Source organism: uncultured Shewanella sp. (assembly GCF_947495455.1).
GTDB lineage: Bacteria > Pseudomonadota > Gammaproteobacteria > Enterobacterales > Shewanellaceae > Shewanella.
The window spans coordinates 15,283-30,112 of record NZ_CANLZC010000074.1 but is presented as its reverse complement, the minus strand read 5'-3'; the positions used below and the strand labels follow the sequence as shown (position 1 = coordinate 30,112).

General features: G+C 39.7%; 13 protein-coding genes. 4 read left to right on the top strand and 9 right to left on the bottom strand.

The features are described 5' to 3' along the window. Positions 1 to 24 precede the first annotated feature (24 nt). Positions 25 to 534: a hypothetical protein gene (locus Q0791_RS17390; protein ID WP_299009038.1), complete on the bottom strand. Its 510-nt coding sequence runs from the start codon at positions 532 to 534 to the stop codon at positions 25 to 27. A 354-nt stretch (positions 535 to 888) separates the two neighbouring features. Between Q0791_RS17390 and Q0791_RS17385 the strand changes: the two genes are divergently transcribed. Then, on the top strand, positions 889 to 2,130 hold the full coding sequence (locus Q0791_RS17385) for an MFS transporter (RefSeq protein WP_299009036.1): 1,242 nt from the start codon (positions 889 to 891) through the stop codon (positions 2,128 to 2,130). Positions 2,131 to 2,207: 77 nt separating this feature from the next. Here the strand turns inward: Q0791_RS17385 and Q0791_RS17380 are convergent, their stop codons facing one another. Next, the gene (locus Q0791_RS17380) at positions 2,208 to 2,564 is read right to left on the bottom strand and encodes a hypothetical protein (RefSeq protein ID WP_299009034.1); all 357 of its coding nucleotides are present in this window, start codon (positions 2,562 to 2,564) and stop codon (positions 2,208 to 2,210) included. A gap of 156 nt (positions 2,565 to 2,720) precedes the next feature. Here Q0791_RS17380 and Q0791_RS17375 point away from each other — a divergent pair, with 156 nt between their 5' ends. Both Q0791_RS17375 and Q0791_RS17370 read left to right on the top strand, forming a co-directional pair. Next, positions 2,721 to 2,900: a hypothetical protein gene (locus tag Q0791_RS17375; protein WP_299009032.1), complete on the top strand. Its 180-nt coding sequence runs from the start codon at positions 2,721 to 2,723 to the stop codon at positions 2,898 to 2,900. Between the two features lie 151 nt (positions 2,901 to 3,051). After that, complete coding sequence (locus Q0791_RS17370; protein WP_299009029.1) at positions 3,052 to 3,357, top strand: hypothetical protein; 306 nt, start codon at positions 3,052 to 3,054, stop codon at positions 3,355 to 3,357. Between the two features lie 176 nt (positions 3,358 to 3,533). On the opposite strand, the gene Q0791_RS17365 is transcribed toward Q0791_RS17370, so the two are convergent. Beyond that, on the bottom strand, positions 3,534 to 4,322 hold the full coding sequence (locus Q0791_RS17365) for a class I SAM-dependent methyltransferase (protein WP_299009026.1): 789 nt from the start codon (positions 4,320 to 4,322) through the stop codon (positions 3,534 to 3,536). Positions 4,323 to 4,548: 226 nt separating this feature from the next. Between Q0791_RS17365 and Q0791_RS17360 the strand changes: the two genes are divergently transcribed. Further along, positions 4,549 to 6,024 (top strand): amidase, encoded by a 1,476-nt coding sequence (locus Q0791_RS17360; RefSeq protein WP_299009025.1) that lies wholly within the window; start codon positions 4,549 to 4,551, stop codon positions 6,022 to 6,024. Here the strand turns inward: Q0791_RS17360 and Q0791_RS17355 are convergent. The 6 genes from Q0791_RS17355 to Q0791_RS17330 all read right to left on the bottom strand — a co-directional run bounded on the left by Q0791_RS17355 (position 6,021) and on the right by Q0791_RS17330 (position 14,701). Continuing rightward, the gene (locus Q0791_RS17355) at positions 6,021 to 7,748 is read right to left on the bottom strand and encodes an ABC transporter ATP-binding protein/permease (protein ID WP_299009022.1); all 1,728 of its coding nucleotides are present in this window, start codon (positions 7,746 to 7,748) and stop codon (positions 6,021 to 6,023) included. The two genes, Q0791_RS17360 and Q0791_RS17355, sit on opposite strands and share 4 nt — an antisense overlap. Before the next feature lie 260 nt (positions 7,749 to 8,008). Beyond that, positions 8,009 to 9,067 (bottom strand): lipocalin-like domain-containing protein, encoded by a 1,059-nt coding sequence (locus tag Q0791_RS17350; protein ID WP_299009020.1) that lies wholly within the window; start codon positions 9,065 to 9,067, stop codon positions 8,009 to 8,011. 4 nt (positions 9,068 to 9,071) lie between these two features. After that, on the bottom strand, positions 9,072 to 11,471 hold the full coding sequence (locus tag Q0791_RS17345) for an FtsX-like permease family protein (protein ID WP_299009018.1): 2,400 nt from the start codon (positions 11,469 to 11,471) through the stop codon (positions 9,072 to 9,074). Then, positions 11,455 to 12,108, bottom strand: a complete 654-nt coding sequence (locus tag Q0791_RS17340) for an ABC transporter ATP-binding protein (protein WP_299009016.1) — start codon at positions 12,106 to 12,108, stop codon at positions 11,455 to 11,457. Before Q0791_RS17340 ends, Q0791_RS17345 begins: the two co-directional genes overlap by 17 nt. Positions 12,109 to 12,241: 133 nt before the next feature. Beyond that, complete coding sequence (locus tag Q0791_RS17335; RefSeq protein ID WP_299009014.1) at positions 12,242 to 13,924, bottom strand: hypothetical protein; 1,683 nt, start codon at positions 13,922 to 13,924, stop codon at positions 12,242 to 12,244. Positions 13,925 to 13,948: 24 nt separating this feature from the next. Further along, the gene (locus Q0791_RS17330) at positions 13,949 to 14,701 is read right to left on the bottom strand and encodes a GH25 family lysozyme (RefSeq protein ID WP_299009012.1); all 753 of its coding nucleotides are present in this window, start codon (positions 14,699 to 14,701) and stop codon (positions 13,949 to 13,951) included. Positions 14,702 to 14,830 lie beyond the last annotated feature (129 nt).

Here is a 14,830-nt window from a genome sequence, read left to right as displayed (position 1 = left end):
CTTATTATGGTTGTTTGGAGTATTTTACCTCAAAACCCTTGATGTGGCTGCTTTATATAAGGGGACACCTAAGGGCTCATACCCATCCAACTCTAGAAACGCTTTAATCATTTTGTAATTAATTTGATGGGGTTTGTTGGCCCATAAACGAATGCGATCTATTTTAGTGAATTCTGGTGTTACTTGATCAACAAAGCTTCTTCTCTGCTTTGCACTCCCTTCAATCTCTGCATGCCTAGCTTCAGAATTTATATCGTAGGAGGTATAACACGAATGACAGATGAGAGTCGGTGTTTGACTTATCGCCCCAAAAGCAGACAATATTGCTTGCTCAACGGTATTGATATCACAAGAAACCATGCCCTCTGATAATAAAAATGGGTTGAGCACACTAGCTACAACATTTTGATAGCAGTACTCACAGACACCATTGCTTTTATTCACATGGTGTTTAATCCGCCTATGAATAACTCTCTTGATCCTTGGCCCAATAAAATGATGAAACTCTAATACGGTTCCTTGAAACCTTGCCATAAATCAATCCCTTTTGTTAATACCATAAATGAACAAACAACAGCTCAATAGTGAAAATGACAGTAATTATATTAGCAATCATCTAATCAAAATTTGCTTTTTAATACAAGAACCCGTTCAGATTAAAGTCACGATCACAATAAAAGTCATCTTAACACTAGGCTTTGTATTTAAGCTAATGGTTATGCTGGCATTCTAATAATTGATGACGATAAAAAACAAATTAGAATGTAGGTAGCAATATTAATGTCATTTGTGCTATACCATAAAAAACAATAACCATGAAAAAAGAGTCATACTCAACTAGAATCATGAATAACATTCTTTCGCTGATTTATTACCTTGAACAAAATAATGAAAATAAGCAAATATCAATCTTATGCGGCACTTGGAAACATCATAGAATGGTATGACTTTGCGCTTTATGCGGCTTTTATTCCTATTTTTAGCCAGCTTTACTTTAGTCACCTCGATCCCAAAACAGGGATCATCATAGGCTATGCTATCTTTGCGATTAGCTATCTTGCGCGACCCATTGGTGCTTACCTTTTTGGCAAAATTGGTGACAAACTCGGACGAAAAATGGCGCTCTTATTAACCATAGGGATCATGACGATCACTATGTTTACTATGGGCTGCCTGCCAACAACCGCCAGTTGGGGAAATACCGCCACCCTATTATTGGTTATACTTAGACTCATTCAAGGCATAGCTGCGGGAGGAGAAGTCACAGGCACCTTTGTCTACATGTTAGAATCATGTAACAAAGAAAAAAGAGGCTTCTTTGGCGCCCTAACATGGAGCTTTGTCATTATCGGGATCTTGCTGAGTTCACTGCTCATCATACTCGTTCAATCTACATTCTCACCTTTGCATTTTATGCTCGATGGCTGGCGACTCTGCTATTTTATCGGTGCCGGAATGGGTTTTTTATTTTTCGTTATTCGATTATCCATGCCTGAATCCATAGATTATTCAGAATTAAAGAAAACACCCAGTGACACAATACAACAAACCATATCAATACCACGCGTTATTATGCTAATTGGCCTCATGGCCACCCCTGCGTCATTATTTTATTTTACTTTTTTCTACTTACCTTATTATACTCAAGAATATATCAATGCAAGCTGGTCTCATATACTGACAATAATTTTACAGTTACTTGCCATTGGAATGATAATATTTTTTGGTCAATTATCTGATAAGCATAAAAGTTACCCTATTTTACTCACCAGCAGCATACTGTCACTCATTCTTCCCTTTATTCTGTTATTTCTCATCAATGAAAACGCGCACTTTTATATGATTTTTTGCATATTCATTCTGTTCATATTGCTCACCATGTCTTATCAAGGACCCTTACCTAGCCTCATGATTAAATGCACTCATATAGAAACTCGCTATTTCACCACCTCCATAGGATTTAATGTTGGCTTCGCTATTTTTGGCGGCCTCGCGCCGCTCATTTCGCAATTACTTATCAAACATACTGGCTCGCTATTAAGCCCTGCTTTTTATTTATTCATCTGCTCACTCATCAGCTTAACAACGCTCCTTTATTATCGACATACTATAAACAAGCACGAAGAATGAAAATCAACAACAAGCCTCGTCATTGTAAAAAACAGGAATGACGTATGCATCAATCTTTTTTGTCACTCAATATGAATTTACTCAAACAAATGGAAATAGGCTAAATCCCATGATTCGGCTCTGATCGTACACTCATTAAAATACGCAACCCGCACCTTTTTTCCCGTCGATTTGGCAAGTAAAGCCATCGATAAAACAGAATTATGCAATGGATGATCGCTCGAAATCACCACCCTATTTTGACCAGTGGTACACCCCTTAGGTAAGCCCTCCACATAAACCGCTAAAAGCCCTTTTACATCGACAGAATAAGCACCATATGACAGGGGCATCGCAGTCACTTGCTCAACCACACCTTCATGGGTCACGACTTCTGCGGCGAAAGATTTATACGAGAAAATTATCATGAAAAGAATAATAAATTTTTTGAACATGTAAACAACCTTACAATTAAGAGCCTTTTTTCATCTTCATAGGCATCTTATGACTTAATTCACGAAAAAATACATTATACATAACAAATACAATACATTCATTTTGTTTTACACCGTAATTACACTATAAACATCAATCCTTTATAGAAGCAAAATATGCCCAATGTTATTTCTCAGGCCGTTTTTGCCGTTACAGAGTTTCGCGCTGGCGCTTCATCATTAACCGTTCAGGCCACAAAAAATAAAATTATCAACTGTTATCGTGATAAAAATGTAGGTTTCAATATAGAAATAAGCAACATTCACCTAGAAAAAATAGACAAAAGTCTTGTATAAACAATGAGTAAACTCAGTATACTATCGCACTTATTATATGAATTTAGAAATAACTTTGGGCACTTAAAGCAGCGTCATATTTTCTATAACGCTGTGTTAACGGCTAAAACATAAAAATAAGCCTTTACCGCCCTTTTAAAGGATTAAAAACGTGTTTGTTCGTATCGTCTTCATACTCTTATTTACGCAGCTATTATCCGCTTGTGTTTTTTTACCTAAAGTCTCATCCAACCAATATCAAAACGGCGAGTGTCATACCGTGACCAAAAAATTAGTGCTTGAAGAAAAAATTAAAATGAAATATTCACTCTGTCGCGCTGAAGACATCACCCATACTCCCATGTTTTGCTTAGTGTTAAGCGGCATTGTGGCCTCAACCACCGCAGTCGCGTCAGGAAGCGTCGTGTTAGCAGGCAATACCCTGCATTGGTTAGAATATCAAGCCAGATGCCAGTGATTTCATCATACTTATAAAATATGTTGGTTATTCTAAAAATCAAAGAAATAAAGCCAACAAAAACAACCAAAAATAGCAATTTGAATCAAATAGAATATTCAAATAGACTCAATAAAATATAGGGTATTTCATATGAAGGCCCCATTAGCCCAGGATAACTCACCATTTATACAGCATTATTTTTCAGCTTCGATAATATAGCGCTTAATACGTACGCCCGCGCGTTCACGCATTTGAGGATGAATTTTATTCATATAATCCTCTATTACCTGCTGAGCAAATTGCTCTCTTAATGGAGATTGAAGATGGCGAAACTGAGGAACCCATGACAGAAAGAAATCCGTGAGCTTATGCTGAGTGTCAAAGTATTCAACATGATGTATTTCATCGATCCTCGGTAAATAAAATCCGGCGGCTTCGATAAAACTGACCATATCGTTTAAGGTGAAATGATGATAAGGATCGTGAAAATCCAAAAAATAAGCTTGCCATTGGCGGGCTTGCTGATGTTCAAACACTGTGTTCCAAAAGTGCTCATGATCCACTTGAAAGCCACACACGACTTTGCCAGTTGAAATTAAATGTTGATAGAAGCCCTGCCAAACTTTTGCTTGATCAGCGACCCAGTGCAGGCAGCTAAAAGAAAAAATACAATCAAAATGTTGTTTAAAAACAATGTTGTCGGCACTCATTTGTAAAAAACGAATATTGGCTAATGCCCCATGATGAGTTTGAGCAAAGTTTATCATATCTTTAACCAGATCTATGCCAATAATATTGCCATGCTCAAGCTGATTTGCGACATAATGAGTCACTCTTCCATCACCACAACCCACATCGAGAATGGCATCACAAGCCCTATAATCACAACGCGCTAATGCTTCTAGAGCCTGGCGCCACTGCATATTTGACGCTTTGGCATAATCCTTTGCCAACCATTTATCATGCCGAACCACTTTGTTCATTGCTCACACTCCTTCAACATAGCCATTGGCAGTGTCACAAAGATAAAAAGACATAAACGGAAAAACCTTCTTGCATAAAATAAGTCTAGTTGAGTCACCGCAATAACAATAAATAATCGCTATGACACTTAAATTTCCATAATAACTAGCACACTTTACTATGCTTTTAATGGCTACAGGTTAAAAAATAGATAAGCCACTCATCATAGCTAACTGGAATAAGCATATGAATAACGCTACAAATAAGCATTTGAATAAACATATGGATAAGCGTCATAATCCAAATAACATACAGTCAGCATTTTGTGATGACGTACTCGGCGCTCTGGATGCGACCGCTATCGCTGAAAAGATTAAAAATCGCGACATCTCCACAGAAGAAGTTGAAACAGCAGCATTAGCAAGAGCAGCCAAGATAAATCCAAAAATTAATGCCATTGTGGCACCACTACTTGATGCTAAACAGATTGTTAAATCCAGCATTCCTAAAGACGCGAAAGGTGTTTTCTATGGCATTCCCTCTTTTATTAAAGACTGCGAAGATGTACAAGGACTCCCCACTCAATATGGCACTCGTGCCTTTCAAGCACAAGCAGCAAAGTGCCATTCACCCTTTGTGAAACAATATTTATCACTGGGTATGAGTATTCTTGGAAAAACAACACTGCCAGAATGGGGTTTAAGCAGTATCACAGAATCATTAGCAACGGGTAACACTGTCAATCCATGGAATACTGATTATTCACCTGGTGGTTCCTCAGGCGGTGCGGCTGCGTTAGTTGCAGCAGGCGTCACCCCCATAGCCCATGGTTCTGATGGAGGTGGGTCTATCAGAACCCCAGCTTCGTGTTGTGGATTAATTGGGTTAAAGCCCTCTAGAGGAAGATTGATACCGCCAGAAGGTAAATTTCCAATCCATTTAGCCTGCCAAGGTGTGCTCACTCGCAGTGTCAGAGATACTGTGCACTTTTATCTTGGCGCCGAACGTTACCAATCTTCACCTTATCTGCCCCCCATTGGCCAAGTTCACCCTGATGATCATCAAAAATTAACGATAGGGGTCTTTCTCGACAATGCGAACAATGAAATAAGTGATAGCGAATGTGTAAAGGCAACACTTCACGCCGCCCATGTCTGTGAAAAGCTCAACCATAATATCGAGTTTATTCCATCTCCTTACTCGAAAAAAATCTTTTATGATTTAGTGTTATACTATGGTTTTTTAGCCTGTTTCATCAACGAATCAATGAGACTTAAACCGTCCAGTCAATGGTCATCATCAAAATTAGAAAATTACACGCGCGGATTAGAAAAAATGTTCTTACGCAAATGCCTTAAGTTTCCTTTTTCTTTAAGACGATTACGCCACTATCAGTACCAATACGCCAAAATATTTGATCGTTTTGACCTCATACTCTGTCCCACCAATGGCACTGTCCCACCCAAAATCGGTTTTATGGGACCGGAAAATAATGCCGATGCGGTCATTTCACGGGTCAAGCAACACTCGGCCTTTACCGTATTTCAAAATATCGCTGGCACTCCGGCAATTTCATTACCGTTAGGAATGAGTCAATTAGGCTTACCCATCGGCGTTCATTTTGCCGCAGCCTTTGGACAAGAAAGGCAATTACTCTCACTCGCTTATCAGCTAGAAGACGCTCAGCCTAGACGATGTATATCTCAAATCACCCAAGCCTAACTCTCCAAGGCCTGTAAATACACAACTTCATCATGGTGATCAGCCACGCTCTCTCTGTGTGCAACGCTGATAACGGTACAATCAGGCAATGCCGTATTGAGCAATTGATAAAGCATGTGTTCATTATCTTTATCCAATGATGACGTACTCTCATCTAAAAATACCCAATCAGGCTGACTTAAGATCACTCGAATAAAAGCCACTTTTTGCTGCTCACCCATAGACAAAATTTCGCTCCAATTTTTTATTTCATCAAGGGCTGTTGTTAACCTTGGCAACCCCACTGCCTCTAACAAGGACATTAAACGTGCATCAGTCACCGATTGCTCACTGGGGTATAATAATACCTCCCGTAAGCTTCCCAATGGAAAATAGGATCGTTGGGGCAAATACATTACGGTTTTATTTTCAGGTAACACCACAGTCCCTGAAGCAAAGGGCCAAATACCTGCCAATGCTTTAATAAAGGTGCTTTTACCCACACCAGATGGCCCTTTAATCACATAGTGTCGGTTTCCTTGAAACGTCATATTCAAATTGGAAAAGAGTATGTGGCCCGTCTGAGTCTGCAAGGTTAAATCTTTCGTCACTACACTGCTATTATCGTGCCGTTCACGTTTAAAATCGCTATTGCAAGCCGTATAAGTCGATTCAACTTCCTGCACTTTATTCATAAAGGTCGTCAAACGCATCACAACGGATCGCCACTGAGCCAGATCTGTGTAAGCATTCACAAAGAAAGACAGAGAGCTTTGCACTTGAGCAAACGCGCTAGAAATTTGCTGTATACCACCAATATGAATGGCTTTAGAAAAATACATAGGCAATGCGGCAAGCAAAGGAATGATAATCGAAATTTGATTAAAACCCGCAGTAAAATACAATAACATTTTCTCGCGATTTATCACTCTCAAGGTCACATCAATCACTTGGTTGAAAACAGATAAAATCCCTTGCTTTTCTTTGTCTTGTGCTTGATAAAGCGCAATATTCTCGGCATTGGCTCGAATACGCACTGCATTAAAACGAAAATCCGCTTCTCTTTTTTGCTGCTCAAAATTTAATGGAATAAGTTTTTTGCCCATTTTATGGGTTAAATAGGTTCCCACCACACTATAAATTAAGGCTATCCAGACCAAGTACCCCGAAATATGTAACGTTCCTAAACTCCCCAAAGGGATAGCTAACGGGCCTGATAACATCCACAATAATGTCATAAATGAACAAAGTGTCACCAGCGCATCCACCACACCAAGAAACAAAGATGTCGTTAAATCCACAAACAAATTAACATCTTCTTGAATACGCTGATCGGGATTATCGGTATAATCATCAAAGTTTTCAATGTAATAATACGCTTTATTGTTCAACCAAGTATCAATGACATATTCGGTTAACCAAACTCGCCAACGAATACCAAAGCGTGCCTGTACATAAAACTTATAAACCGCTGTCACCACAAAAACAGCGGCTAAAACGATGAAAACAAGCACCAATTGAAACACAAGTTCCTTATTATATTCTTGTATCGCATCCCAGAAATATTTATACCAATAGGTGACAGCAACATTCATTGCCACTAACAATAAGGTTAAAATCAGTAAAGTAATAAGATAAAAGTAAGCGGTCTTTTTCTGTTCTGATCGCCAATATAATTTAACTAAACGCCAAGTGTTCATCAAAGGGGTGGGCGTTTCTTTTAAAGGCCGTTTTTTTTCACTCATAAATACTCTGCTCACAATAGCAACAAGTCCCTTTGAGTGTATGGCGAATAAAAATAACTGCCAAGCCTAACCCGCCATAAAATGCTGTTGTCACGGCCAACGCCAACACATGGCAACATCTTGCTTTCAATGGGACACATAGTATGAACGCTTCATCAAACAAATTGAACAATAGCGATGAATTGAATTAATCATCCACAAACAAGCAGTCAAGGCTACCATTTACCCATACATAAAACTCACAACACTCAAGCTTTCACCTAATAGCCCGTTAACTCCGCATATCCCACTCCATTAAAACCGCCTGAGGCTTGAACGCGACCTTCCCAATAAGGAAAGGTTAATTGATTACGAGAGTCTTTAGTCAAACTTTCAATCACGATGTCTGGGTGATTTGATAACGCAAGCCGCCACTTGCTCGGGTATTGACGCTTATCCAGCATCACAGTTTCCAGCACAGTCAATGTAATACTCTCGTGAGCTATTTCGATGGTTTCACCATTAACGCTAATGTGTGTTCCGCTGCAATAATCATAACCTCGAGTTCGACTTCTAATGCAAAACAACATCAGTCCTTTCTCTTTGGCTTGATCATCCACCAAACTAAACCAATCCCAGCCCAACTGATTTGGATCAAGTAAACTGGCTGACCATTCTCTGTCGTACCACGCATTCCCAGTGACTTGATACTTGTGCCCAGCAAAAATTAAATCACCTTTTACCTTTAAAAAAGGATAACTGAAATAATAAGACGCATGACCACTATGGGTTTTCTGGCTATAACCCTTATCCGCTTGTAATACCCTAGGACTATCACTTAAGGTCAATTCAACTTGATAATCCTCCTGTGCCGCCGTCAACTTAAGGGGTAAAAATGCATCATTAATGCTGGTTAATTGCCAATGATTGATAACCGCTTTAAAGGGCGCAATGGTCACCTCTGCTTGCCTTGCGCGAGCAAACTGCTCAAAGGCGACATGATCCTGTTGATGCTGCATGGCGAAATGAGCAAAATAAAGCTGATCATCCCACCAGCTTGAATGTATATGTTTCGGCATTAAAGTACGAAAAAGCGTCCATTGTATGCCAAAGCTCTCCCCTGCCTCACTGTTGACATTTGCCGTGATATACCACCATTCAATACCTTGCTCAACATGAATACCATGATCCTCGGGAAAGACTAACTCAGCTCCCCTTTTAACTGCTTTTCCACTGGCTATGTGAAACGCTGATGGCATTGCTCCTTGTTCATCAGGCTGACAACCAAGCAACAAGGCTAAAAGAGGGAATAAGAAACCTCGACATATTCGCTTTAACATAGGATCACCACTCCTTTAGGTGTGTGAGGTGACTAATAGGTAAATAAGCACATGCCACCGACACGCCAACCAAAGTGAAGCAAGTCAATACTAAGCTGTATAAATCGAAATAAAAATGAATACTCCAACCAAAGGCAATGGGCATCACAAAAGTGAGCAAGGCCAAACCTAATGCCAAACCCAGCGGTATGGCAAATAAAGCGGTCACACTGACAACCCCTGTCGTTTGCACTAATTTCATGGTTAACAATTGACGCTGGGTTACGCCCAGTTGATGTAATATCATTAACTGCTTTAGTTGATTTGCACTTAAGCTCAATAAACTGGTACATAGACTTAACAACGCAATGGCCAGAATAAAACCATTAAGGGCTTTGGTTACCACAAATGTGTCGTCAAATAAGTCAGTTGCATATTGTTTAATGCGTTTATTTGGCAAGATCGTCGTGCTGTCTTGATTAAACTCTACAATTAAGCGTTCACTAAAGGCCGCAAGCGGCGTATGATGATTAAGATGAATGGAATACCCCAAAAACACTTTATTTAATAACGCCGTTTGATGCCGATTTTCTAATGTCAACAACAATATACTCGGGTTACCATAATCGTAAAAAAATCCCGTGATACGGCACCTAAAATGCGTTGCGTTTTGCTCAAACACCACCACACTTCCCAAGGTCACTCCATATTTAACGTGACTTTGCTCATTGGCCAAGCAAGCTTCACCACTCAAGTTAGCTTCACGAATGGGTAACCCCGATGTCAAAGAAAGGTGTTGATAATGCTCGATATTGTTTCCAAAACTCGACAAGTGTGCCGGAATACTATCCACTTCGCCATCGCTTCTCATGTAAATACTGAGCCGCGTCACCTCAGGTAACTCACTGAGCATTTGTCTTAAATGACTATCAAGTGTATTTGATCGCAAATAAATATCAGCACTCAATTGTTTTTCAAGGTGTGCATTTAGGCTATGACTGAAACTCAACACCATAATTTGCATACCGATCGCACTGCCTAAGGCGACTAAAATAGCAATAATAGCAATATATAAGTCTTTAATATGCCATCGAGTATCCGCATGTAACCACTGTGCTAACGGATGGGTAAAATGCAAGGGCAATGACACTAGAGCCGATATTGCTCTAGGCACAAGTAGAATAAATAACAGTAATAAGGTAAAACACAACAGTAAAGCTTGATACTCATTCACAGCAAAATGAAACAGCCAAATGAACCCTGCTGCTCCGCCCACTAATAAGCTATAAAATACCCATGATGATTGCCTAACCACCCACTGAGTTTGTGCTAATAATATGATTGCCAATGCGAAAATATTGAGCGTAAACCCCAACAGCACATTGCTCCATTGCCAATGGATCACAAGGGCCTTATCCAGTTGATACAAACTCATTAATGTTTGATTGACATCAAGCACAAGTCCATTGGCAATAAAATAGCCCCCTATGGTGCCTAACAGGGCCGTCACAAGACTCACCATGATCAACTCGACAATCAAGCTCAATTTAATACACAAAGCGGTACAACCCAACAAGTGCAATTGTTTTAAGACTCTTTTTCTTGCCACTAAGGTCAATTTTATAGCATTAAAGCTTAAAAATGCGGCCACAATATAACCTAACATAGCCAGTGCCGCGAGATTAAAAAAGAAGGCTTCAGATAGCACATCAAACACTTGCTGTTGGGCTTCAATAAGCCGCGCTTTTCCCGCTATTAATTCTACTATCTGAGCTAATTGCGCTTCATTGACATTTGAAAGCTCTATAAAACTCAAACGCCCCTTAGCCTGTAATAAATCATCTGCAAAGGCGAGATCAGTTATCGCCCATAATCCAATATCATTGACATAACGAATATCAGGTTGCCTTTGGCCAGGCTTTAAAACAAATGGCCCTGAATGTTTGGTTGCGGTATCGAGACGTTCTAAAAATTGAGGATCAACAAAGAGTGCCTCTAAAGAGAAAAAAAGTGAGTGACTCACATCACTTTGTTGATATTGTTGGCGATATTGAGGATGCATTAACCATTGTAATGTATCAACGCCTTGAATGGCTAAATGCTGCCCTTCATGGGTGGTTAATCTGCCGCGTAACACAGGCTGAGCATTCACTATCCCTGCTCTTTTTAAACGGATCCAAAGATTGCCATCAATATACTGCTTTCCCATCAATGGTTTGATTAAATATGTCACAGGGTTATTGATAAGTGCAGCAGACGCTTGGTAGCGTGTTTTAGCCTCTTGATTAAAGCCCGCAATCGCCGTTAACAGTGCACTGCCTAAACTAAATCCTAATAAGAATAATGCAATTAACCAAGGGTGTCTGCGATAAAACATCAGATGAGTCGTTAAAATGAGCTTGATTTCGTTATTCAAAACGACCATCTCTGAGCACTTTCACTTGATCAAAATAATCCGTTAACTGATGACTATGTGTCACCATCACTAAGTTTATTTGCCTCTCTCGGCATAACTGAGTCAGAAGCTCAACCACTTGGTGTGAACGTATTCTGTCTAAATTCCCCGTCGGTTCATCGGCAAAAATGATTTGAGGCTTATTCAGCAATGCTCTGGCGATCCCCACTCTTTGCTGCTCACCACCAGAGAGTTGTTCTGGAAATGCATTAAGCTTATTTTCTAACCCTAAGGTATTCACAAGGGATTCAAATTCCGTCGCCACTTGGTTTGGAAAATTCAGATGATACTGAAACAGCATATTTTGCTTAACGGTTAAGCAGTCGAGTAATTGATAATGCTGAAAAATCAATCCGACTTTACGACGGTAAAGTGCGAGAGCCTGCTCATTTAAGGAACAGAGTGCTAGGTTATTCACACTCACCCAACCGCTATCCGCTTGCAATAAGCCCGCTAAGATATGTAAAAAAGTCGTTTTGCCCGAACCACTATCACCAAGCAATGCTAAGTGTTGCGCTGCAGGTATAAACAAATTAAGTTGATTTAAAATCACATGGTTATTGTCACCATCATGGCGACTAAAACATAAGTCCTTCACTTGGATCACGATAACTCCTTGTTTATCGCCAATAGCTTATTGTCATGCGCAAATATCCCCGTGACACCTGAAGATGCATCTTCAGGTGTCACGGGGATAACTTCTATCAATATCATTATGACCGCTGATCACTCTAAATAGTTTATGCCTTCATTAATAATACTTGTAAAGAAAATAATGCATCATAAAAAGTTTTCAACTGTGCGACTTCAGGACTCAATGTCGATTGTGGCTGAAAAGAAAATTGTGGTAAACCTGTGCTCAAATTCGCGGCCATTGATGAAGGCTCATTGTTTTTAACTGGATCTTGTAAGGATGACTTCAATACCTCTTCTGTCAAAAGCGTCATGGTTTTTTTCAATGTCGCCAAACATTCAAGGGCCTTATCACGCTGATGTTTACCTTGGCATTGTTTCAACCTAGCGGCCTCAGGCTCGTCTTGTTTCATTGACAAGGTACCTTCTAAGGCCAATGCCTCTTCACTAAAAGGCTGGTTCACCTTATTAGAATAAGGCGAAAAGGCTAACTCTACTTCAGTGGCTAAGCTATCGATATAACGCTCAAAATATACGCTATCTATCGTATCCATTTGAATGCAATCCTGATCTTTTTTTAAAAGATCCAGCTGATAATTAACGCCAAAACTTCGAGCCATGTCCATCACTTCATGTAGAGTATGAAAAGGGTAAGGACAAGCAGCATGATACTCCACTCTAAAAAATGCCATTAAGGCTTGAGATAAGGCGGTGAGTTCAGCTTGCCTACCTCCCGCCCAACGCGCCAGTTTGAGCATTTTTACCACAGATGTTGAGTGTCCAGACCATAAAAATAACCCTTGTTTTCTTGCCAATAAACTTGATAATGCCAATTCATTACGACACATCCCATTTTGTCCTACGCCTCTTAAATGCTGACTTTGCCGAGAGTGAGCATCATTTAAACATTCTCGTTTTATTCCCTCAGCCGTGGATCCGACACTGACATGGCAATCCCCTTTTATAACAGTATCGATCAGTCCCTGACCCGCTGTTTCTGGTGCCCAAACTTGATGCGGACCAAAATAGTCCGCCAGATCGTGAATAAGGGCGATTTTGTCTTCTAAAGAAAAGTCTTGAGGAGACATAAGCACATTCATGGGCGCATTATTAGTAAGGTTGGGTATCATCAAGTTCACTCCCAAGGCTTGCGCTTGTCTTTTTTGATGCAAGCTTTGTCGATAAGTGCCAAAGGGTTTAGCAAGCTGTAGTTGCCCATCCTTTCTCATGCGTAATAATGTATGGCCACTTAATAATTCCATGGTCACGTCATAATAAAGAGATCCTTTATTTTGTAGATCATGCTTAATTTTCTCATAGAGTTGATTAACCAAGCTATTGATTAACATATTTATATAAGGATTTTGATACACTTTTTGAGCAAGGTCTCGCTCAAAGGCTCGACAAGAACCACTTTGTATCCATGCATCTAAAGCGATGGCCGCTTCATGCCAAAACAAATATTCTCGCAGCTGATCATGTCGCTTATATCGATAGTTAGGTTTATCTGCTCCAACATATGACTCACAGTCTAACCATTGACTTAATTGACGTTTATATCTGACAGCTTCTTGGCCAAAATGCGCCACAACTTGTGTCAACACCAGTTGCAAGTATCTTTCCATTTCTGAGGAATTTTTCTGATTGTCTTCAAGTAACGTTAACTGATGTTTGGCGGCTTTCCACATACCTTTAAACACCTCATTGACTAGCTGCGTTAGCGTCTTTTGAGTTGACCCCGCGTTAGTCAAAGCGGCACAAGTATATTTTTCTCCCGCAATGATTAACATCGTCTTTCTCCTTGGTATTAATGCCTATTGATGTGAATCCTTGATAAACTTTAATAAAGCAGGAAGATTGCCATTGAAATGATTTAAATCCACGGGTGCGTTGACGCCACTGACTCGGCCATTTTGCGAATGCTGCCAAAGACACCAAGTTTTTTGGCATACTCCCTCACCCAGCCATGACGTGGGTAACTGAATTAATTTAGCTTGATAAGCGGCGATCCAAAGTGGAAATCGACTGAATCGAGGATCATTTAAATAACGCTGAGCAAAAAACACATCAGTATAAATAATCGGCCTTCTTCGAGTCTGTTTTTCAACAAAATCAAGCCAAACTAAACTGCGCTCTCGCAATGCCACTTCACTCATATTATCCGTGATCTCAATATCCAATATCGGTGGCAAATCTGTTGGCCTAAATTGCTTTACCACAGACAAATACTGCTTTGCTTGTTTTTGCGGATCATCCGCAGCATAGAAAAAATGGTAAGCTCCTCTAATAATATTATTCTGCCTCATACCGTGCCAATTCATATGAAATTGGGGATCAATATAAGTTTCTCCTCCTGTAGCTTTAGCAATGGCAAAAGGAAACAAGGTATTGTCTATTTTGGTCCATTGTACGCTTCCTTGATAATGAGACACATCAAAACCTTGTACAAAGTGCTCATTTGAAGATAACGGCTTGAAATACAGCTCAAGTAAATACCAAATCAATATAAAACCAAATATAACACTCCCTCTTCTTTTCCAACTGTGTTTATTTTTATGACTATTCATGATCACTCTTTTCTTAACAAAATAATATTAAGATGCGAGCAGAATATATGCCAAATTAGGGAAATAGCCTTTAATCACCAATATAAGATCATTAATGGACAGAACAGTCCTTAATAAAAAATAAGTTTG

Bases quoted from the DNA above. Each gene is read 5' to 3' on its own strand.
- Q0791_RS17375 (WP_299009032.1), top strand. From the start codon at position 2,721: ATGCCCAATGTTATTTCTCAGGCCGTTTTTGCCGTTACAGAGTTTCGC.
- Q0791_RS17365 (WP_299009026.1), bottom strand. From the start codon at position 4,322: ATGAACAAAGTGGTTCGGCATGATAAATGGTTGGCAAAGGATTATGCC.
- Q0791_RS17385 (WP_299009036.1), top strand. From the start codon at position 889: ATGAAAATAAGCAAATATCAATCTTATGCGGCACTTGGAAACATCATA.
- Q0791_RS17335 (WP_299009014.1), bottom strand. From the start codon at position 13,924: ATGTTAATCATTGCGGGAGAAAAATATACTTGTGCCGCTTTGACTAAC.
- Q0791_RS17330 (WP_299009012.1), bottom strand. From the start codon at position 14,701: ATGAATAGTCATAAAAATAAACACAGTTGGAAAAGAAGAGGGAGTGTT.
- Q0791_RS17355 (WP_299009022.1), bottom strand. From the start codon at position 7,748: ATGAGTGAAAAAAAACGGCCTTTAAAAGAAACGCCCACCCCTTTGATG.
- Q0791_RS17380 (WP_299009034.1), bottom strand. From the start codon at position 2,564: ATGTTCAAAAAATTTATTATTCTTTTCATGATAATTTTCTCGTATAAA.
- Q0791_RS17390 (WP_299009038.1), bottom strand. From the start codon at position 534: ATGGCAAGGTTTCAAGGAACCGTATTAGAGTTTCATCATTTTATTGGG.
- Q0791_RS17360 (WP_299009025.1), top strand. From the start codon at position 4,549: ATGAATAACGCTACAAATAAGCATTTGAATAAACATATGGATAAGCGT.
- Q0791_RS17350 (WP_299009020.1), bottom strand. From the start codon at position 9,067: ATGTTAAAGCGAATATGTCGAGGTTTCTTATTCCCTCTTTTAGCCTTG.
- Q0791_RS17345 (WP_299009018.1), bottom strand. From the start codon at position 11,471: ATGGTCGTTTTGAATAACGAAATCAAGCTCATTTTAACGACTCATCTG.